The following is a 21,235-nucleotide window of genomic DNA, read 5'->3' as shown; positions in this document are numbered from 1 at the left end:
GCACAGGGCGTTCCCAGGTCTGGGAACGCCCTGTGCTGCTACCTAGTTGGGTCAGGCCGGGCTACAGCTGCAGCGTCAGCGGGCGGGGGAGTCCGTTGACGTCCGACGCTGGCCACCTCGGGTCGAGCGTGAGGACGGTGGTTCCCGCCGCCGTCAGCTGCACGGTGTCCTCGATCTTGACGCCGGGCCCGGACGGATTCCACGTGAAGGTCTGGTTGGGCACCACGACGTCGCCCGTGGCGGCGGTGGCGCGGGGATCGCGGCCCGCGTAGCCGGCGGGTCCGCCCTGATGGTGCAAGGTCCACTGGTCGGCGCCGAAGCCATGCCGGGCGTACGCTGCCTGGATTTCCGCAAAGATGCCGCCGAGCGTGGCGCCCGGAACGGTGGCGGCGAAAATATCCGCCTCAACCGCCGCGATGCGCTCCTCAGCGTCCAGTTCTTCGGGGGTGCCGACGTCGAACCGCACCCACCTGGTGACGTTGGCCACCAGGCCGTGCCGCCGGGCGCAGACCACGGCCATGGCGCGGCGGCCCAGCGGTGCGTGGGTGGCGAGCGGGTGCCGGAACGCGCTGCGCGAACTGCCGCTGCAGAGCAGGACCAGGGGCTCTGCGCCGGCCGCGACAATCCGCGCTGCCAGGGCGGACGCGACCTCGAACTCGGTGGTCTCCGGCGTCGCCCGCGAAAGGACGTCGGTCATGGCGCGTGCTGCGTCCGCGCACAGCCGTGCGTACCGGGCGCTCTCACCGGGCAGCATCGGCTGCCGCGCCGCCCGCAGTTCCGCGGCCACGGCCTTCTCCGCCAGCGGCTCGCCGGGTCCGGCGAGGGCACCAACAGCGTCGGTGAGCTGTCCGTGCCAGGGAACCGCGTGAAGTTCGACGCCGGGCGGCAGCTCCTCGGCGGCGAGGCGTTCCGCCTCGTTATTGAAGGTGATCAGATGTTCCCCCGAACGGTCCACGAGGAGCGCGGCGATCGGATCGCCGGCCAGGCTGATGTGCATGCGGCTGCCGTCCAGGTACCACGTGAGGGCGGTGTGGCTGGTCAGGAGCAGGGAGTCATGTCCCTTGGCGTCCAGAATCTCCAGGACCCGTTGCCGTTTGGTGGCCCTGTCGTCCGGGTTGCCGGGCTGTGCGCCTGCGGGCTGTCCGGTTGCAGGGGTTGCGAATCCGGCCAGGGCGGTTGCGGGTGCTGGAACGTTCATGTGGTTTCCCCCAAAGATTCGGTGAGTTGTTCAATGTCTGCTGTGCTCAGGATTCCGTCGGCAACCAGTACCGTGACGGTGCGCCGGACCGGGTTGTCCCGGGATGCGAGGAGCGGCCTGCCCCAGGCGAGCGAGAGCCCGACCCCCGGGTAGCCGGATAGACGCACGAACCACGGATCCGGTGCCTGCGGGGAAGCGAGGAACACCAGGGTGGCCTCTGCACCTGCTTCGGACGATTCGCCGGCCCCGAACAGTCCGCTCCAGGCCAGCCACGGGGCAACGGTGCCGTGCACGGCGTCCTCGCCTTCGGCCTCGGCCGTCCGGATCAGCGCGCGATTTGTGGGCGGCAGCCGCCAGAAGAAGCCGCCGTAGCCGCCGTTTTCCCGGCCGTTGGAGCCAGGGCTGCCCAGTGCCACCGGTTCCGGTCCCGTTGGCGAAAGCTCAAAGTCGAGGCTCAGCTTCCACAAGGACGGGCCGACGGCGTCATACCGCCAGCGCCGCTGCTCGGACAGCACCGGGGTGCCGTCGGGGCCAACCCAGCGCAGTGTCTGGTCCAGGGCGCCCGGGGACCCGGCCATGTCCGTGATGTCAATGCGGCCATGGTCGTCCCGCCACACGTAACCACCGGCCTGGCGCGTGTAGGTGCGGCCGCCCCAGAAGTTCACGCCTGCCACGTCCTGAATAGCGACGCCGGCCCCCAAATGCCAGACATGGTCCGCGGGCAGGTGATCGCTGACAACCGTGCCCGCGAGAGTGGTCACGGGATGCAGGTAGGGGCGGGGCGACGACGTCGGCATGATGCGGCTTCCGTCCTGCAACCACGCGACGGGGCGGCCGTCCACTGCCAGTGAGGCGCAGGCCGGTTCCGGCCGGGCCGTGTCAGGGCCGGCCTTGTCAGACCAGGCCTTGTCAGATCTGGCCCAGGGCAGCCCGAGCTCGGCGAACGTGGACTGCGAGAGAACTGCCCGTTGCAGGGCTGCCTCGATGCCGTGCACCACGGGATGGGCGTCGTCGCCCTCGCCTTCCCAGGCAATGTTGCCTGCGGGAATCTCCCGCGGCGGCTCCGCGGTGCGGACCGCCTCGAGGACGGTCATGTAGGCGCCGGCGGCGGAGAGCGGGCTGAGCAGACCGGCTGCCCCGCCGTCGTGGGTCCTGTCTGCCGTACCGTTGCCGGCCGCGCGGGCGGCCAGGAGATTCTCCAGCAGGTCCGTCCGCCCGAACGTCCGCGTGGTGATGCCATCGGCGGTTTCCAGGACCAGCCTGTCCTCGGTGTAGAAGAACTCTGCCTTGCCGAGCGTGCCCAAGACCGTGATGGACGGCGGGAACTGTTCGGCCGCGCACAGGGTCAGGGCACACAGCAGAACCCGTCCGGCCGACGTGCGGACCCGGATCACCGACGTGTCGTCGCTCTCCGTGGTGTGGGCCCGGTACAGGTCGGTTTCCACCGACACAACGTCGTCAGATAGCGCCGCGCCGGCGATCCGAAGCCCGGTCGCAACGGCGTGGGCCAGGGCGTTCGTGGCCACCCCGTCCACGACGTCGGTGCCGTCCAGGCTCCGTCGTCCGGCCCAGCGTGAGCGCTTGAAGTAGCCGACGCTCCGCACCCACGCCCCTGTTGCGCCGATCCCGCGGATGCGGCCGAGTACGCCCGACTCCACCAGTGCGGCGATCTCCGGCAGCGCTTCCGAGCCGAGGCTCTGGAACCCCACCTGCACCAGCCGGCCCGCCGCCCCGGCCGCCGCCAGCACCTCGTCGAACTGGGCGAGGGAGGCCATGGGCGGCTTCTCCACGTAGACGTCGGCACCGGCGGCAATGGCGGCCAGGGCCAGCGGGGCGTGGGTCTGGATGGGCGTCGCCAGGATGACGACATCTGGCGCGGTGCCCGCCGCCAGCAGTTCCTCCAGGGTGCCGAAGGCCTGCACCGAGCAATCCAGCGTCCCGTCGGCCGGGGGACGCGGATCGGCGACGGCGACAAGCCGGGCCAGCTGACGCTCCTCCAGTCGCCGGAGATTGTCCAGATGACGGGCACCGTAGCCGTGCACCCCCACCAGCGCGATGCGGGGAAGGGCAGCGGCCGCCGGGGCGGACTGAAGTGCCGGCGCGGCCTGAACTGCAGGCGCAGCCTGAAGGCCAGCCGCGAGGAAGGCGGCCGCCTCCTCCTGCATTCCCCGGGTGAACACATGCCCGCCCGGCCAAAAGCTCCCGGTGTACCGCCCGGCCGGATGGAGGTCACTCAGCCGGGCATCGGCGTCGTACATTCCCTGGTCGGGGAACAGCTCATCGGCCGACGCGTACTGGACCAGCAGGCTGTCGGCCATCGAGCGCGCGGAGAGATCGGGCCAGTCTCCCAGCCGGGGGAGCCCGGGCGTCTGGAGCAGCCACGAATGGGCGTCGAGGTGCGCGGGAAAAAGGGAGCCGAAGGTGGTCATCATGCAGGTCACGACATGGCTGCGGATCAGCGGGCTGAGGGCCGCCAGGATCAGGGACCTGCCGCCCCCGCCGGAGAAACCGGCGCAGCCGAGCCTCCCGGCGTCCACCCCGGGAAGCCGGGCGAGCACGTCCAGCGCCGCGAGGTCGTCGTGCGCCACCATGCCGGCGAAGCTGGTGCCGAGGAGTCCGGCGGCCTTGGCTACAGTCTCCTCGTGCGCAGCGGCCGCGGCGTCGTACAGTTCCGACGCGGAGGGTTCGACGCCGGCCTCCCGCCACAGTGCCCTCCGGCCGGCGACCGCTGCGGCCGTCCGGACGGGAGGCGTGCCCAGGTCGAAGCCTCGGCTGCCCCAGGAGAACGTGTCGTGTGCGAGCACGGCGAAACCCTGCGAGGCCAGCCAGGTGGCGAAGGCCCGCCCCTCATACAGCAGGTTCCGGAGCGGGTCCGGGCCGCTTTCCGCCGCCGGGCCGTCCACCAGCCTTGCGGCGCCGGTGGACTTGACGCCGGCGTGGCAGTGCAGCGCCAGGACGCCCGGCAGTGGACCGGCGGCGTGCGCCGGGCGGATGAACCAGGCCGTGGTGCGCGGGCCAAAGCCCAGCTGCCAGCTCACACGGGAGGTGGTCACGCCGTCGTGCGTTTCCTCCCAATCAACGGTGACGGCGGGCCCGGCCGGGACCTGGGGAACGCCCAGGACATCGGCCAGCTCCTGGCTCCGGCTGTCTGCAGCGCGGAAGCGCGGCGCCGCAGCCATGACGCCGGGCCAGTCCTCATATCCACCGATGGCGCTCGGCCGCGCATCGCTCGGCCGGCCATCGCTGGTCCGGCCATCGCTGGTCCGGGCATCTGCAAACATCCTTGTCCTGCCTTTCGCAGTTCGCGCCCAGCGGCGCTACCCAGCGCTACCTAGTCAGAAAACGCTTTCTCAAAAATTAGCAAAGGGGTGTACACCGGTCAAGAAACCGTTTACTTTGGTACGGAGACGCCGTTGCCTGAGTCACCTTCAGGCCGCATGGGGAACATGATTTGGCGGCACCCGTTGCCTCCAGAAACCCTTAGGCAAGTACCAATCCGTGGAAGGCCACGATGACCAAAGGAGACCACATGGCCGCACAGCAGCACGCGGGGACGCCCGGCGCCCCCGGCGACGTCGGGAGGAGCCAGTGAGCGCCATCAGCGAACTGTCGTCGATGTCCCGGCGCAAGGGGCCGATGACCGCGGAGGAAAAGCGGGCCAACCGGCGCGACAACAAGGCGGCGTACATCTTTCTCCTGCCGTGGCTCATTGGGCTCGTGGTCATCACGGCGGGCCCCATGCTCATGTCGCTCTACCTGGCATTCACCGACTACAACCTCCTGCAGCCGCCGGAATGGACGGGGCTGGACAACTTCACGCGGATGCTCGGCGACGCCCGGCTGCACAACTCGCTGCGCGTGACCTTCACCTATGTACTGGTGGGTGTTCCGCTTCAGCTGGCAGTCGCACTGCTGATCGCGCTGGTGCTCGACAAGGGGCTGCGCGGACTGCCCTTCTACCGCTCGGTGTTCTACCTCCCCTCCCTCCTTGGCGGGTCGGTCGCCGTGGCCATCCTGTGGAAGCAGATCTTTGGCACCACCGGCCTGGTCAACCAGGTGCTGGCGATGTTCGGCATCACCGGACCCGGCTGGATCTCGGATCCCAGCACGTCGCTCGGCACCATCATCCTGCTGCACGTCTGGACCTTCGGCAGCCCCATGATCATCTTCCTCGCCGGGCTGCGCCAGATTCCCAACATGTACTACGAGGCGGCGGAGGTGGACGGTGCGACTACGCTCCAGAAGTTCTGGCGGATCACGCTCCCCATGCTCAGCCCCATCATCTTCTTCAACCTGGTGCTGCAGATCATCGGCTCCTTCCAGTCCTTCACGCAGGCCTTCATCGTTTCGGGCGGCAACGGCGGACCCTCGGATTCCACCATGTTCTTCACGCTGTACCTCTACCAAAAAGGCTTCGGCCAGTTCGACATGGGGTACGCCTCGGCCATGGCCTGGTTCCTCCTCGTGATCATCGGTGCCTTCACCGCCGTCAATTTCATCGCTTCAAAGTATTGGGTGTTCTACGATGACTAAACTTCAGACGCTGCCGGCCCCGGAGCAGGGTCCGGGCAAGAGCGGAAAACTTCCCGGCAAGAGGACCGGTGGAATCAGGATCCGCGGGAACGTCCGCCGGCCGCGGGAATCACGCGGCACCCTGGCCTTCAGCCGCAGCGCGCGCCTCAAGGCGCTCGCCAAGCACGCGCTGCTGATCATCACCGGCGGGATCATGATCTATCCGCTGCTGTGGATGGTGGTGTCCTCGCTGCGGCCCAACGACCTCATCTTCCGTGAGCCCGGTTTGTGGCTGAACAGCCTGGACATGAGCAACTACACGGACGGCTGGTCCGCCCTGAGCCATCCGTTCGGCCACTACATGCTCAACTCGGCCGTCGTGGTGATCGGCTCCATCCTGGGCAACCTGATCTCGTGCTCCATGGCCGCCTACGCCTTCGCCCGGCTGCAGTTCAGCGGCAAGAAGCTGTTCTTCGGCATCATGCTCCTGACCATCATGCTGCCGTTCCACGTGATCATCGTGCCGCAGTACATCCTGTTCTCCCAGATCGGCTGGGTTAACACCTTCTGGCCGCTGATTGTGCCCAAGCTCCTGGCCACGGACGCGTTCTTCGTGTTCCTCATGGTCCAGTTCATCCGCGGCATCCCCAAGGAACTCGATGAGGCCGCCCGGATCGACGGCGCCGGCCACCCCCGCATCTTCCTGCGGGTCATCCTGCCCCTGATGGTGCCGGCTCTGGCTACCACCACGATCTTCACCTTCATCTGGACCTGGAACGACTTCTTCGGGGCCCTGATCTACCTCACGGACCCGGACATGTTCACCGTGCCCGTGGCGCTGCGCGCCTTCGTCGATTCGCAGTCGGCCACCAGTTGGGGCTCACTGTTCGCGATGTCCATCGTGTCCCTGCTGCCCGTCTTCCTGGTGTTCCTCTTCGGCCAGCGGTTCCTCATCAAGGGCATCGCCACCACCGGCATCAAATAGTCAACATTGCTCTTGTAATACAAGCTTTGTACTTATAAGCTAAGCACCAAGGAATGCGCTTTCCCGCTGTTTATCCCCAAAGTTCTGTTTCCCAGAGCGCTATCCGCTTCCAGGATCAAAGAAGATCGGAGTTTCCCAGTGCCACTCTTTCCCCGGCCCGCATCGGCAGCCGCATCCGGCGCCCCCGCAAAACCAAAACGCCGCCTCCGTGCCACCGCGGCCGTGGCTGCCGCAGCCGCAGCCGTCCTCGCCCTGAGCGCCTGCGGCGGACCTGCCCAGTCCAGCGCAGACGGCAAGGTTGAACTGCGGTTCTCCTGGTGGGGCGGCGACAAGCGCGCCCAGGTCACCCAGGCCGCCATCGCAGCGTTTGAGGCGGAGAACCCCAACATCAAGATCAAGGCCGAGTATGGCGACTGGAGCGGCTACTGGGACAAGCTCGCCACCCAGGTTGCCGCGAATGACGCGCCGGACATCATCCAGATGGACGAGAAATACATCACCGAGTACTCCTCGCGAGGGGCGCTGCTGGACCTATCCAAGTACAGCGTCGACACCTCCAAGCTGGACGAGGCGGCCCTGAATGCCGGCAAGAACGAAAAAGGCCTGACCGGCATCGCGGCAGGCATCAACGCAGCAACCATCCTGGCCAACCCGGCGGTGTTCAAGGCGGCCGGTGTGGCGCTGCCGGATGACAAGACCTGGACCTGGGAGGACTTCGAGCGCATCTCGGCCGAGGTGACCGCCAAGTCCCCCAAGGGAACCTACGGCGCCGCCGCCTACGGCACCGACGAGGCCTCCCTCGGCGTGTGGCTGCGGCAGAACGGCAAATCCCTCTACACCTCCGACGGCAAGCTCGGTTTCGAACCGTCGGACATCGCCGGCTGGTGGGACTTCCTCAAGCAGCTGAGCGAGAAGAAGGCCGTCCCTTCGGCCTCCGAAGTGGTCGAGGCCGAGGCGGCCCCGCTCGACCAGAGCGGCCTGGCCACCGGCAAGAACGGGCTGGCCTTCTGGTGGTCCAACCAGCTCCCGGCGCTGGAGAAGGCGGCCGGGGGTGAGCTGCAGGTGCTCAGGTTCCCCTCCAAGACGGGCAAGGCGGCCGACACCCAGCTCTGGTACAAGGCTTCCCAGTTCTGGTCCGCATCATCCCGCACCAAGCACCCCGAAGAGACGGCCAAGTTCATCAACTTCCTGGCCAACGACAAGAAGGCCGGCCAGGCCCTCCTGGCGGACCGCGGCGTCTACCCCAACTCGGAGGTCCGTGCAGCAATCCAGTCCAAGCTGACCCCCGCCGACGTCAAGGTGGTCAAGTTCATTGACCAGATCAAGGGCGAACTCGGCGAGGCCCCGGCACCGCCGCCGAAGGGCGCCGGCGCCATCCAGGAGATCATCAAGCGCTACACCTCCGAGGTGCTGTTCAACAGGCTCTCCACGCAGGATGCCGGCACGAAGGCCGTGGACGAGATGAAGTCCGCGATCAGCAGCTAGCTCCACCGCGCAAAGGAAAACCCCGGGCCGTCTCCCAAGGGAGAGGGCCCGGGGTTTTTGGCGCCCGGGGCGGGGAGTTTTTGTCCACGTATCGTGATTTAGGGGGCCTTTTGCGGCCATTATCTGGACAAAAACTCCACGCTCCGGGGCGAAAATCCCACGGTGAAGTTAGTCCTCGGCGATTACGGCCACTGCGCCGCCGGGGACAAGCCCGCCGAAACGTCCGCCGCCCAAGAGCTCCTCGCCGTCGGCCTCCACAGCCGCGTCATCCCGGCCGTGGTTGATGGCGAAGAGGAAGCGGCGCCCGTCCGCCGTCACCCGCCGGGTAAGTTCGACGCCGGCAGCGGCCTCCGCGGACGCCGCCACTCCCGCTTCGGCCAGGAGCCGGTCCAGGAGGCGCTCGATGCCGTCGCGGTCAGGGAGCGTGGCCAGGTACCAGGCGGCGCCGCGGCCCGCGGTCCTTCGGGTCAGCGCAGGCACTCCGGAGAGCGGGTACCCGGTGAAGGTTGCCACAGACTCGGCCCCGGCAAGGTGCACGTGCTCGCTCCAGACCCGGCCGGCAGTGCCGTCGCTCAGAGTCACCTCCCCGCCCTCGAGCAGCGGGTGGAACTCCTCGGTCCGGATGCCCAGCAGTTCCCGGAAGGCGCCCGGATAGCCGCCCAGCCGGATGTGGTCGCGTTCGTCGACGATGCCGCTGAAGTAGCTGACCAGCACGGTGGCGCCGGCTTCGGCCGCAGAAGCGATGTTGGCCGCGGCGGAATCGGTGACGCAGTAGAGCGTGCACACCAGGACCAGGTCATAGCCTGAGAGGTCCGAGGTGGGATGGACGAAGTCCACGCCGACGCCCCGCAGGAACAGCGAGCGGTGGAATTCCCGGATCAGGTCCAGATACTTCACATCCTCGCTCGGGTGCGAGTCCAGTTCGCTGGCCCACCATGCCTCGTAGTCGAACACGACGGCCACCCGGGATTCCACCGTGGACCCCTTGACTGCCCCGAGTTTGCCGAGGGCTTCGCCCAGGGCCACCACCTCGCGCCACACCCGGGTTTCGCGGCCGCCGTGGGGCACCATCGCCGAATGGAACTTCTCGGCGCCGGCAACGCTTTGCCGCCACTGGAAGAACATGACGGCGTCGGCGCCGCGGGCCACGTGCGCCAGGGAGTTGCGGAGCATTTCGCCGGGCATCTTGGGTTGGTTGCGCGGCTGCCAGTTCACGGCCGACGTCGAGTGTTCCATCAGGATCCACGGCCTGTTGCCCGCGACGCCGCGGGTGAGATCGGCGCTGAACGCCAGTTCGATCTCCCGCTCCGGGTCCGCTGCCGCCAGGTAGTGGTCGTTGGCCACCACGTCCAGATCCTTCGCCCAGTCAAAGTAGTCCATCGACTTGGTAGCGCTGGAAACCATGAGGTTGGTGGTGGCCGGAACCTCGGGGGTCACTTCCCGGATCACCGCCAGCAGGCTCCGGTAATAGTCCATCAGTGCCCAGGAACTGAACCGCTGGAAGTCCAGCCGCTGCGCCGGGTTGAGGGTGGTGGGGGCGGCCCGCGGCGGAATGATCTCCTCGAACGTGGCATAGTGCTGCGACCAGAAGGCCGTGCCCCACGCTTCGTTCAGCGCCGCGATGCTGCCGTACTGCCGCTCCAGCCAGCGCCGGAACGCCGCGGCGTCCTCCTCGCCATAAAACTCCGAGACGTGGCAGCCCAGCTCGTTGTCCACGTGCCACAGCGCCAGCGCCGGATGGTTCCTGTACCGTTCGGCCAGCTTCCGCGTGATGCCCGTGGCATACCGCCGGTAAACAGCGGACGACGGCGAATAGTGCCGACGGGAGCCGCGCTCCAGGACGGTGCCCTCCGCCGTCACCGGCAGGATTTCCGGATATTTCCGGACCAGCCAGGCCGGGGGAGCGGCCGTGGCCGTGGCGAGGGCCACCTTGATGCCTGCGCCGTCCAGGTTGTCCAGCACCTCGTCGAGCCAGGCAAAGTCGTACTCCCCTTCGCGCGGCTCCAGGAGTGCCCAGGAAAAGATGGCGACGCTGAGGAGGGTCACCCCGGCCTCCTTCATGAGGCCGATGTCCTCCAGCCGGACCTCTGCCGGCCACTGTTCGGGGTTGTAGTCACCGCCGAACGCCAGGCCGGGGCCGCTGTTCCAGGCGGGCTGTTGAGAAGAGGCTTCTGGCTCGGGCATAGGGGCTCCTTTTCGCGACGTTGGTCAGCCTAGCCGGTGGTGCCGGACGCCACCAGGGATTCGACGGCGGCCGGCGACAGTTCGCCGTCGCACACCCACACGCTCAGGCTGCGCCGGAGCGATTCCCCGGCGGCCAGCGCCACCGGCCTGTCCCAGGCCAGGGCCGACCCGACGGCGGGGTAGCCGGAGCAGCGGACAAACCACGGGTCGGCCGCCTCGGCCGGCGCCCTGAACACGAGGGTCGCGGGTTGCCCGGACCGGATGCCGGGGACCTCGCCGAAGGAGGCAGTCCACGCCAGCCACGGCGCAACGCAACCGTGAACGGCCGGTTCCCCCTCGGCGTCGGACGTGAAGATGCGGGCGCCGCTGCAGGCCGGGAGGCGCCAGAAGAAGCCGCCGTAGCCGCTGCCCGCGGCGCCGTTGGAGCCGGGGCTGCCCAGTGAAACGTCGACGACGGCGGTCAGTTCCGTGCCCAGGTCCAGGCGCCATACCCGCCCGCCGACAGTTTCGCCGGTCAGGGTCCGCCGTTCGGCCAGGAGGGGCTGTCCGTCCGTGCCCAGCCAGCGGAGCTGCCGGGTGTCCGGTTCGTCTGCCGTGGCGGGGAGCAGTTCGATCCGGCCGTGGTCCGGCCGGGACACGTACGCGCCAGCGTCGCGCGTGTACGTCCTGCCGCCCCAGAAGTTGGTGCCGTTGACATCCTGGAGCGCGAAGCCGGCGCCGAGATGCCACGGATGGTCGGCGGGCAGATGGTCCGTCACCACGGTTCCGCCGAGGGTGGCGACGGGGTGCAGGTAGGGGCGCGGTGACAACGCCGCGTTGAGACGGGCGCCGGTCCGCTGCACCGCCAGCGGCCTGCCGCCGTCGAACAGGTTCCGGGCCTCGGCGGGATCGGCCGGCCGCGCCCACGGCAAGGCCAGTTCGCTGAAGGTGGCGTGCGCGCCGATGGCCCGCTCCAGGGCATCCTCAATGCCCGGGATGACGGCATGGGCGGCATCGCCGTCGCCCTCCCAGACGATGTGGGCGGGGCTGACCGGCGCCGGCGGCTCGGCCGTGCGGACAGCCTCCAGCACCAGCATGAATGCGCCGGAGTCGTTGAGGGCGCTGGTGAGTTCGGTGCCCGCGGCCAGGTGGTCCAGCAGGTTTTCGGTCAGGTCGTCGCGGCCGAACTCCTGCGAGTATTCTCCGTCCGCGTTGCTGACGTGCAGCCGGTCCTCCGTGTAGTGGAAAACAGCCGTACCCTCCGTGCCCTGCAGGGTGATGTACGGCTCCGCCGACTCCGCGGCGCAGAGCGTCAGCGCGCAGGTGATCGGCAGCCCGGCGGCGGTGCGGATCCGAATGACTGACGTATCGTCGGACTCGATGTCGTTCGCGCGGTAGAGGTCCGTCTCCACGGAGGCCACATCGTTCACCGTGCGGGCGCCCGCGATCCGCAGGGCGGTGGCGATGGCATGGGCCAGGGGATTGGTGGCCACACCGTCCACCACGTCCACACCGTCCATGCTGCGCTTGCCCGCCCACCGGGAGCGCTTGTAGTAGGCGCGGTCCCGCACCCAGCGCCCGGTGGCGCCGACGCCCTGCAGCGTGCCGATGGTGCCGTCCTTGAGGAGCCTGTCAACGGCCGCCAGCGCCTGTGATCCGAGGCTCTGGAACCCGATCTGCACGCTGCGGCCGGATGCCTCGGCGGCCTCCTGCAGTTGCCGGAAGTCGGCCAGCGACGCCACCGGCGGTTTTTCCAGGTAGAGGTCGGCGCCGGCGGCCAGCGTGGCCAGGGCCAGCGGCGCGTGGGTCTGGATGGGGGTGGCCACGATGACCACGTCAGGACTGTGGTTGCCGGCCAGGAGGGACTGCAGGTCGGGGTGGACCGCCGTCGTATCCGGCAACGCCCCCGGGGACGGCGGATTCGGGTCCGCGACGGCCACGAGTTCCACCATGCCGGCCTTGGTCAGCCGTTCGAGGTTCTTCAGATGGTGGGCACCGAAGCCGTGGACGCCGATCAGGGCGATCCGGGCCGGAGCCCCGTGGTGACGGGTTGCTGCGTCCGCGGGTCCCTCATCTGACGTGCGCTGGGTGCCCATGGTGCTCCTGTCCGGCGCTGCGGTGCTGTGCGACGCCATCGTCAACCGTTGCCGGGAGCATGTCCGCGCCGAGCTGTTCACCCAGCGCGGCAAGCGCTTTCCCGCCCTATTCTGCTGCCTAGTGTACTCCATGGATGAATGCCTGTAACGTTTCAAAAATTGCTTGACCGGCGGGCTGCTGTCGGATGATCATCATCAGGAACCGATGCGGAAGGAAAGCGATGAAGATTTTGCTGGCCGGAGATTCGACCGTGGCCAACTGCCCCACCTATGAGTATCCGATGAGCGGCTGGGGAGCCCACCTTGCCCCGGAGGTCTTCTCATGGGCTGCCGTCCACAACTTCGCCAAGGGAGGGGCCACCACCGAGTCCTTCCGGGAGGAGGGGCTGTGGTCTGAACTGCTGCACCAGGCGGTCAGCGGCGACGTGGTGCTCATCCAGTTCGGCCACAACGACCAGAAGCGCGGGCACCTGTCCGCCCGGAGCGGCTATGCGGACAATCTCCGCCGGATGGTGGCGGAGATCCGGGCCAAGGGGGCCACGCCCATCCTGTGCACCTCGGTGGAACGCCGGCACTTCAGTGATGGCCGCCTCGAGGAGACCCTGGGGGAGTACCCCGCCGTGGTCCGTGAGCTGGGCGCCGAACTGGGCCTCGATGTGGTGGACCTCAACTCCTGGACCCGCGCCCTGTATGCCGAGCTTGGCGAGGAGGGGTCCAGGGAGCTGTTCTTCCACTTTGGTCCCGGCGAGCATGCGCACTGGGCTGGCGGGTTGCTGGACGACACCCACTTCCATGAGCGGGGTGCCCGGCGCATCGCCGCGTTTGTGGCCGCCCGCGTCGAAGTGCTGGGCTTCAAGCCGGAACCGGACCTGGCCGTCTTCTAAATCGGGCCGCCAGCGGGGCGGCCGTTTAGCCCGATGCCGGGTGCCGAGTGCCGGGTCAGTGGGGCGCCTCGGCGCCCGCAGTGCTTTGCCGGACCACCAGCTCGGGTGTGAAGACGACGGCGCGGTGCCGGGGGTGCTGCGCGTCCAGTTCCTCCGTCAGTAGCTCAATGGCGGTCCTGCCGATCGCGCCGGTGGGCTGGCGGATGGAGGAGAGCGGCACGACGGCGGACGCCGCGAAGTCGATGTCGTCGTAGCCGATCAGGGCCACGTCATCCGGAATGTGGACACCGTTCATCATGGTCAGCGACTGCATCACGCCGAGCGCCAGCAGATCATTGGCACAGAAGACGCCGTCAGGCATGTCCCCGGCGCCCCGGCCGACGAGGCCGTTGCCCACGCCGCGTCCGGCGAGCACGGACTGGCCGTCGGAGTCGAGCACCTCCAGCGTTGCGCCGTCCACCCCGTCCACGGCGCGGCGGGCGCCGAGGAGGCGGTCAGACACCTGGCGGATGGACAGCGGCCCGCCCACGAAGGCCAACTTCCTCCGCCCGAGGTCGAGGAGGTGCCGGGCGGCAAGGTAACCGCCGGCGTCGTCATCCACCGAGACGGAACTGAAGCGGTCCTCGTCGGCCAGCCGGTCCACCAGGACCGTGGGAACGCCGCGCTGCCGCAGCGCATCCAGCCGGTCGGCCACGTCCCCCACCGGCGAGATCAGCAGGCCCTGGACCCGCTGTTCCTGGAAGAGGTCGATGTAGTGGGATTCCCGGTTCGCGTCGTGGCCGCTGTCGCCCAGCAGCACGGCGCTGCCGTTCACTGCCGCCGCATCCTCGGCGGCCCGGACCAGCGAGGTGAAGAACGGGTTGCCGACATCCAGGACCACGACGCCGATGGTCCGGCTGTGCCCTGCCCGCAGCTGCCGGGCGGCGTCGTTGCGGACAAAACCGAGCTCGTCGATGGCCTGCAGCACCCTGTCCTTGGTGCGCTTGGAGACGCGGTCGGGATTGTTGAGGACGTTGGAGACCGTTCCCACCGCAACCTGCGCGTGGTTGGCGACGTCCTTGATGCTGGCTGCCCGCGACATTTCTGCTGATCCTCCGAAAGATCGATTTGCCCGTTCGGGTGAAAACGCTTGACACCCTTCTTGCTCCCAGAGTACTTTGAATCGTACCAATGAAACGATTCAACGGTAGGAATGTTTAAATGCCGAACGAATTGGTTTCCGCTGCTTCCGCCGCACCCGACACGTCCACAGGAGTACAACATGAGGGTTTGCTTCCGATCCTCCGTCCAGCCGGAGCTGCTGGGGGAGTACCGGCGGCGTCACGCCGCCGTCTGGCCGGAGATGCTGGCCGCGCTCAAGGACGCGGGCTGGAACAACTACTCGCTCTTCCTGGACGGCGACGGACTGCTGATCGGTTACCTCGAATGCGACGACTTTGACGCGGTGCGGGCCCGGATGGCACTCACCGACGTCAACGCCCGCTGGCAGGCCGAAATGGCCACGCTTTTCAGGGACAGCGATGTTCCGCCCGACGAGGGCTTCCGGGTCCTCGATGAGGTGTTCAACCTCGAGGAGCAGCTGGCGGCCGCCGGCAGCAGCGCTGGCGCCGCCGCCGTCGGGCACTAGATCTTCCGAGCACTGAGTCTTTCCAAAAACTTTCACTGCCAAACACTGACGAAAGAAAGATCATGAACAACACAGCATCGGCACTGGGCCGGCTTTCGGAGCTTGCGATTGAGGTCCCGTCGTGGGCCTACGGCAACTCGGGCACCCGGTTCAAGGTCTTCGGCACGCCCGGTACCCCGCGCACCGTCCAGGAGAAACTGGCGGACGCCGCCAAGGTCCACGAGCTCACCGGCCTGGCACCCACGGTGGCGCTGCACATCCCGTGGGACAAGGTGGATGACTACGCTGCGCTGAAGGAGTACGCGGCCGGCCTGGGTGTGGGGCTGGGCACGATCAACTCGAACACGTTCCAGGATGATGAGTACAGGTTCGGCTCGCTGACGTCCTCGGACGACGCCGTCCGGCGCCGCGCGATCGACCACCACTTCGAGTGCATTGACATCATGCACGCCACCGGGTCGAAGGACCTGAAGATCTGGCTCGCGGACGGCACCAACTACCCGGGCCAGGATGACATGCGCGGCCGCCAGGACCGCCTGGCCGAGTCGCTGCAGGAGATCTACGCGGCCCTGGGTGAGGACCAGCGCCTGGTGCTGGAGTACAAGTTCTTCGAGCCGGCCTTCTACCACACGGACGTTCCGGACTGGGGCACTTCGTACGCGCAGACCCTGGCGCTGGGCGAGAAGGCGTTCGTCTGCCTGGACACCGGCCACCACGCGCCCGGCACCAACATCGAGTTCATCGTCATGCAGCTGCTGCGCCTGGGCAAACTGGGCTCGTTCGACTTCAACTCGCGCTTCTACGCGGACGATGACCTGATCGTGGGCGCCGCGGACCCGTTCCAGCTGTTCCGGATCATGCACGAGGTGATCCGCGGCGGCGGCCTCGGCGCGGACTCCGGTGTGGCCTTGATGCTGGACCAGTGCCACAACCTGGAGGAGAAGATTCCGGGCCAGATCCGTTCGGTGCTGAACGTGCAGGAGATGACGGCGCGGGCCCTGCTGATTGACACGGCTGCTTTGGGCGAGGCGCAGTGCGCCGGTGACGTGTTGGCCGCGAATGCCGTGTTCAACGACGCGTTCTACACCGACGTCCGGCCGGTCCTGGCCGAGTGGCGCGAATCCCGCGGGCTGCCCGCGGACCCGATGGCCGCGTACAAGGCCAGTGGCTACCAGAAACAGATCAACGAGGACCGCGTGGGCGGTCAGCAATCCGGATGGGGCGCATAAGGAAAATGGCACAGAACAAGACTGTTGAAGACCTGATCGCGCGTTCCAACCGCCTGGGTGCGGACAAGCGGAACACGAACTTCGCCGGCGGCAACACCTCCGCCAAGGGCACGGAGAAGGACCCGGTCACGGGCGAGGACGTCCAGCTGCTCTGGGTGAAGGGCTCCGGCGGTGACCTGGGCACGCTGCAGGCGCAGAACCTCGCGGTGTTGCGGCTGGACCGGCTGCAGGCTTTGAAGAAAATGTACCCGGGCGTGGAGCGCGAGGACGAGATGGTCGCGGCGTTCGATTACTGCCTGCATGGCAAGGGCGGCGCGGCCCCGTCGATCGACACGGCCATGCACGGCCTGGTGGACGCCGCGCACGTGGACCACCTGCACCCGGATTCGGGCATCGCCATCGCCACCGCCGCCGACGGAGAGGCGCTCACCACGAAGATCTTCGGCGACAAGGTGGTCTGGGTGCCGTGGCGCCGGCCGGGTTTTCAGCTGGGCCTGGACATCGCCGCGATCAAGGACGCCAACCCGCAGGCCATCGGCACCATCCTGGGCGGGCACGGCATCACCGCCTGGGGCGCCACGTCCGAGGAAGCAGAAGCCAACTCGCTCTGGATCATCGCCGAAGCGGAGAAGTACATCGCCGAGAACGGCCGGGCCGAACCGTCCGGCGCGAAACTCCCCGGCTACGGACCGCTGGCCGAGGCCGAGCGCAAGGCGAAGGCGGCCGCGCTGGCGCCGGTGATCCGCGGCCTGGCCTCGGCGGACAGGCCGCAGGTGGGCCACTTCAGCGACGACCCCGCCGTGCTGGAATTCCTCGAAGCCGCCGAGCACCCCCGCCTGGGTGCGCTGGGCACGTCCTGCCCGGACCACTTCCTGCGCACCAAGGTCAAGCCGCTGATCCTGGACCTGCCCGCGGACGCCTCCACCGAGGACTCCGTGGCCCGGCTCAAGGAACTCCACGCCGCGTACCGGGAGGACTACCAGGCCTACTACGACCGCCACGCGGACGCCGACTCACCCGCCCTGCGGGGCGCCGACCCGGCGATCGTGCTGGTCCCGGGCGTGGGCATGTTCTCCTACGGCGCCAACAAGCAGACCGCCCGTGTGGCCGGGGAGTTCTACCTGAACGCGATCAACGTGATGCGCGGCGCCGAGGCGATCTCCACTTACGCCCCGATCGATGAGGCCGAGAAGTTCCGGATCGAGTACTGGGCCCTGGAGGAAGCCAAGCTCGCCCGGATGCCCAGGCCCAAGTCCCACGCGACCCGCATCGCGCTGGTCACCGGCGCCGCCTCGGGCATCGGCAAGGCCATCGCCACCCGCCTCGCCGCGGAGGGCGCCTGCGTGGTCATCGCGGACCTGAACCTGGAAAACGCCCGGAAGGTCGCCGAAGAGCTTGGCGGGCCGGATGTCGCCGTCGGCGTCCAGGCCGACGTCACCAACGAGGCCCAGGTCGCGGCCGCGATCGACGAAGCCGTGCTGGCCTTCGGCGGCGTGGACCTGGTGGTCAACAATGCCGGCCTGTCCATCTCCAAGCCGCTGCTGGAGACCACCGAGAAGGACTGGGACCTGCAGCACAACGTCATGGCGAAGGGCTCCTTCCTGGTGGCCAAGGCTGCCGCGAAGGTCATGATCGGCCAGGGCCTGGGCGGGGACATCATCTACATCTCCTCCAAGAACTCCGTGTTCGCCGGCCCGAACAACATCGCCTACTCCGCCACCAAGGCCGACCAGGCCCACCAGGTCCGGCTGCTCGCCGCCGAGCTGGGCGAGCACGGGATCCGGGTCAACGGCATCAACCCCGACGGCGTGGTCCGCGGCTCCGGGATCTTCGCCGGCGGCTGGGGCGCCAAGCGCGCCGCGGTTTACGGCGTGGACGAGGAAAAACTGGGCGAGTACTACGCCCAGCGCACCCTGCTCAAGCGCGAGGTCCTGCCCGAACACGTCGCCAACGCCGCGGCCGTGCTCACCAGCAACGAACTCTCGCACACCACCGGCCTGCACATCCCCGTGGACGCCGGCGTCGCGGCAGCGTTCCTCCGGTGAGCAACGCACCTGCACCCGGTGCACAAGCTGATGCCGACGGCGGCCTGTTCGCCGCCGTCGACATCGGCGCCTCCTCGGGGCGTGTGATCCTGGGACGGATACACGGCGACGGCGGACCGGCGCGGGTCACGCTCGACGTCGTGCACCGTTTCCCCAATGGTGTTGTGGAGTCCGACGGCGGCCTCCGCTGGGACTTCGGCGCCCTGTTCGCCGAGGTGCTCACCGGCCTGGCTGCCGCCGGTAAAGCGGCAGCGGAGCGGGGGGAGAGCATTACGAGCATCGGCATCGACACGTGGGCGGTGGACTACGGCCTGGTCACCAGTGCCGGCGAACTGGCCGCGCAGCCGTACAGCTACCGGGACGAGCGCAGCCGCGCCGCCGTCGCCCGGGTGCACGCGAAACTGGACCCGAAACGGCTTTACGCCACCACGGGTCTGCAGTTCCTGCAGTTCAACACCCTTTACCAGCTCGCCACCGAACCGGACCTGAACGGGCTGCAGGCCCTGCTGATCCCGGACCTGATCGCGTTCCTGCTCACCGGCCAGCGCCGCACCGAGGCCACCAATGCCTCCACCACCGGGCTGTTCGACGCCGTCGCGGGGGAGTGGGCCAGCGAACTGTTCGGGCCCCTGGGCCTGCCCGGGGATCTGTTCCCGCCGCTGATCCGGCCGGGCGAAACGCTGGGAACCCTGCTGCCCGGAATCGCGGAACGGACCGGGCTGCCCGCAGCAACGAAGGTGGTGGCCGTCGGCTCGCACGACACCGCCTCGGCCGTCGCTGCCGTGCCCGCGGCGCAGGAAAACTTCGCGTACATTTCCTCCGGCACCTGGTCCCTCGTGGGGCTGGAGCTGCAGCATCCTGTGCTCACCGAAGCCAGCCGCGCGGCGAACTTCACCAATGAGCGCGGCGTGGACGGCACCACCCGGTACCTGCGCAACGTCGGTGGCCTCTGGCTGCTCAGCGAATGCCAGCGCACCTGGGCCGAAGACGGCTTCCGGCCTGCGATCGGGGACCTTCTCGACGCGGCCGCGGCGCTCCCGCCTGGCGGGCCCCGGATCAATCCCGACGATCCCGCTTTCATCGCCCCGGACAACATGCCGGACCGGATCCGCGCCGCAGCCCGCAACACCGGAGCAGTCCTCCCGGACGATCCGGCAGCGATCGTCCGCTGCATCCTGGACAGCCTCGCCGCCGCGTACGCCCGGACCATTGCCGACGCCGAACGCCTCGCCGGTGTTGCCGCCCACGTGGTGCACATCGTCGGCGGCGGCTCGCAGAATGCGCTGCTGTGCCAGCTCACCGCGCAAGCCACCGGCAAGCGCGTCATCGCCGGCCCGGTCGAGGCGACAGCCCTCGGCAACGTGCTGGTCCAGGCCCGGGCAGCCGGTGTGGCGGGCGGTGGTTTGCCGCAACTTCGCAGGATTGTCGGTGCCGGAACGAGCCTGCGCCGCTACGAACCCCTCGACCTCACCTCACACGCCCCGGCGAGTTGACGATGCTGCGGAGTTCTTGAAACGTATCAAAACAGGGCGTCCCCAACGCGGCTGCCCGGCGCCGACGGCGTCGCCAGAGAAAGATTCAGTATGACCAACAACACCCCGCAGATCGGCGGCTGGAAAGCCACTGTTGCTGTGTCCATGTCCAACTACATCGAGGCCGGATCCATTATCGCCCTGGCGACGAGCCTGACGCTGTGGCAGGAGTATTTCGGCTTCAGCAACCTTGTCGTCGGGCTCATCGCGGCCCTCAGCGCCAACGCCTTCGGCGCCGCCGTCGGCGCGATGATCGGCGGCCCTTTGGGTGACCGCTACGGCCGCAAGTTCATCTACACCTACGACCTCATCCTGTACATGATCGGCACGGTGCTGGTGATTTTTGCCGTGGCCCCGTGGATGCTCGTCGTGGGCGTGATCCTCACCGGGATCGCAGTGGGAGCCGGCGTGCCCGTCGCCTGGACCTACATCGCGGAGGAGGCGCCCTCTGAACAGCGGGCACGGCACGTGGGCACCGCGCAGTTTGCGTGGTCGCTGGCTCCGGCCCTGGTCTTCCTCCTTGCCACCGTCGTCGTTCCGCTGGGGCTGCTGGGTAGCCGCCTGGTCTTCGCGCACCTGTTCGTCATTGCCCTCATCACCTGGTGGATCCGGCGCCGGCTTTCCGAGTCCCACACCTGGAAGAAGTCGAATGAAGCGCGCCTGCTGGAGGAGGCATCCGGCGTCAAACGCCGCAACTACCGTGAGCTGCTGACCAACGCCACCAACCTGAAAGCCATCCTTTTCCTTGTGGGCGTCTACGCCCTCTGGAACCTTGTTGCCGGGCAGATGGGCATCTTCATGCCGCGGGTCTACGAGTCCTCCGGGGTTGGATCGTCCGCTGAGCAGAACCTGCTGCAGGTACTGCTGTGGACACTTACGGTGGTGGCGACGTACTTCGGCTTCATGAAGTACGGCGACCGCGTTGACCGCCGCCTGCTGTACGGGATCGGCGCAGTGCTGGGCCTTGCCGCCTGGGTCCTGCTGGTCTTTGTCCACGTGACGATGCCGGTGTTGATTCTTTTCGCGGCACTCTGGGGCATCTCGGCCGGCATCGGCGCCCAGGCCTTCTACGCCCTGTGGGCAGCCGAAATGTTCGCGACCCGCTACAGGGCCAGTGCGCAGGGGGTGCTCTTTTTCGTTGCCCGCATCGTTGTCGGCCTGCTGAGCTACTGGTTCCCGACGCTGCTCGCCGAGCAGGGCGTGCCCTTTGTCGGTGCCATCATGATCGGGGCTTTGGTGGCTGCCATGATTATCGGCATTGTCTGGGCGCCGGACACCCGGGGCAAGAGCCTGGAGCACATCGAGCAGGAACGCTACGGCGAACCGGCCAAGCAGCCTGTGGAACAAACCACGGCTTAACCCCGGCGCCAGACAAGCGCGAACGTACACTTGCGGCCCATGGGAAACGCTTCCCAAGGGACACAAGTGTACGTTCGCGTTTCCGCCGGGGTGGGTTGACGCGCGGTCCGAATGTGACGC

General features: G+C 68.0%; 14 protein-coding genes. 9 read left to right on the top strand and 5 right to left on the bottom strand.

The features are described from left to right. Positions 1-61: 61 nt before the first annotated feature. The gene (locus ACFQ50_RS16750; RefSeq protein ID WP_377996774.1) at positions 62-1,198 is read right to left on the bottom strand and encodes a M24 family metallopeptidase; all 1,137 of its coding nucleotides are present in this window, start codon (positions 1,196-1,198) and stop codon (positions 62-64) included. Then, positions 1,195-3,363 (bottom strand): DUF6807 family protein, encoded by a 2,169-nt coding sequence (locus ACFQ50_RS16745; protein WP_377996775.1) that lies wholly within the window; start codon positions 3,361-3,363, stop codon positions 1,195-1,197. The genes ACFQ50_RS16750 and ACFQ50_RS16745 overlap by 4 nt, the downstream gene beginning before the upstream one ends. 1,423 nt (positions 3,364-4,786) lie before the next feature. Here ACFQ50_RS16745 and ACFQ50_RS16740 point away from each other — a divergent pair. The 3 genes from ACFQ50_RS16740 (at position 4,787) to ACFQ50_RS16730 (ending at position 8,180) form a co-directional block, all read left to right on the top strand. After that, positions 4,787-5,731: a carbohydrate ABC transporter permease gene (locus ACFQ50_RS16740; RefSeq protein ID WP_377996773.1), complete on the top strand. Its 945-nt coding sequence runs from the start codon at positions 4,787-4,789 to the stop codon at positions 5,729-5,731. Next, the gene (locus tag ACFQ50_RS16735) at positions 5,724-6,695 is read left to right on the top strand and encodes a carbohydrate ABC transporter permease (RefSeq protein ID WP_377996772.1); all 972 of its coding nucleotides are present in this window, start codon (positions 5,724-5,726) and stop codon (positions 6,693-6,695) included. The genes ACFQ50_RS16740 and ACFQ50_RS16735 overlap by 8 nt, the downstream gene beginning before the upstream one ends. A gap of 138 nt (positions 6,696-6,833) precedes the next feature. Next, positions 6,834-8,180, top strand: coding sequence for an ABC transporter substrate-binding protein (locus tag ACFQ50_RS16730; RefSeq protein WP_377996771.1), 1,347 nt, complete (start codon positions 6,834-6,836; stop codon positions 8,178-8,180). A gap of 168 nt (positions 8,181-8,348) precedes the next feature. Here ACFQ50_RS16730 and ACFQ50_RS16725 read toward each other — a convergent pair whose 3' ends face one another. Next, entirely contained in the window at positions 8,349-10,364 is a 2,016-nt protein-coding gene (locus ACFQ50_RS16725; protein ID WP_377996770.1) for a beta-galactosidase, read from the bottom strand. Positions 10,365-10,393: 29 nt separating this feature from the next. Next, positions 10,394-12,439 (bottom strand): DUF6807 family protein, encoded by a 2,046-nt coding sequence (locus tag ACFQ50_RS16720; protein WP_377996769.1) that lies wholly within the window; start codon positions 12,437-12,439, stop codon positions 10,394-10,396. 221 nt (positions 12,440-12,660) lie between these two features. Between ACFQ50_RS16720 and ACFQ50_RS16715 the strand changes: the two genes are divergently transcribed. Continuing rightward, a complete protein-coding gene (locus tag ACFQ50_RS16715) occupies positions 12,661-13,323 on the top strand; it encodes a rhamnogalacturonan acetylesterase (RefSeq protein WP_377996768.1) in 663 nt (220 codons plus the stop codon). 55 nt (positions 13,324-13,378) lie between these two features. Here ACFQ50_RS16715 and ACFQ50_RS16710 read toward each other — a convergent pair whose 3' ends face one another. Next, complete coding sequence (locus ACFQ50_RS16710; protein WP_377996767.1) at positions 13,379-14,404, bottom strand: LacI family DNA-binding transcriptional regulator; 1,026 nt, start codon at positions 14,402-14,404, stop codon at positions 13,379-13,381. Positions 14,405-14,584: 180 nt separating this feature from the next. On the opposite strand from ACFQ50_RS16710, the gene ACFQ50_RS16705 reads away from it, so the two are divergent. From ACFQ50_RS16705 to ACFQ50_RS16685, 5 genes are all read left to right on the top strand, one after another. Continuing rightward, positions 14,585-14,950 (top strand): L-rhamnose mutarotase, encoded by a 366-nt coding sequence (locus ACFQ50_RS16705; protein WP_377996766.1) that lies wholly within the window; start codon positions 14,585-14,587, stop codon positions 14,948-14,950. A 62-nt stretch (positions 14,951-15,012) separates the two neighbouring features. Continuing rightward, positions 15,013-16,179, top strand: a complete 1,167-nt coding sequence (gene rhaI, locus ACFQ50_RS16700; protein ID WP_377996765.1) for an L-rhamnose isomerase — start codon at positions 15,013-15,015, stop codon at positions 16,177-16,179. A gap of 5 nt (positions 16,180-16,184) precedes the next feature. Beyond that, positions 16,185-18,224, top strand: a complete 2,040-nt coding sequence (locus tag ACFQ50_RS16695; protein ID WP_377996764.1) for a bifunctional aldolase/short-chain dehydrogenase — start codon at positions 16,185-16,187, stop codon at positions 18,222-18,224. Beyond that, complete coding sequence (locus ACFQ50_RS16690; RefSeq protein ID WP_377996763.1) at positions 18,221-19,717, top strand: rhamnulokinase family protein; 1,497 nt, start codon at positions 18,221-18,223, stop codon at positions 19,715-19,717. Before ACFQ50_RS16695 ends, ACFQ50_RS16690 begins: the two co-directional genes overlap by 4 nt. A gap of 90 nt (positions 19,718-19,807) precedes the next feature. Further along, positions 19,808-21,115: an MFS transporter gene (locus tag ACFQ50_RS16685; protein ID WP_377996762.1), complete on the top strand. Its 1,308-nt coding sequence runs from the start codon at positions 19,808-19,810 to the stop codon at positions 21,113-21,115. The last annotated feature ends 120 nt before the right edge of the window (positions 21,116-21,235 follow it).

This window comes from Arthrobacter sp. NPDC056493 (assembly GCF_042795115.1).
Taxonomy (GTDB): domain Bacteria; phylum Actinomycetota; class Actinomycetes; order Actinomycetales; family Micrococcaceae; genus Arthrobacter.
Note: the sequence above shows the minus strand (reverse complement) of the source record. Positions and strands in the feature narration are given on the sequence as shown.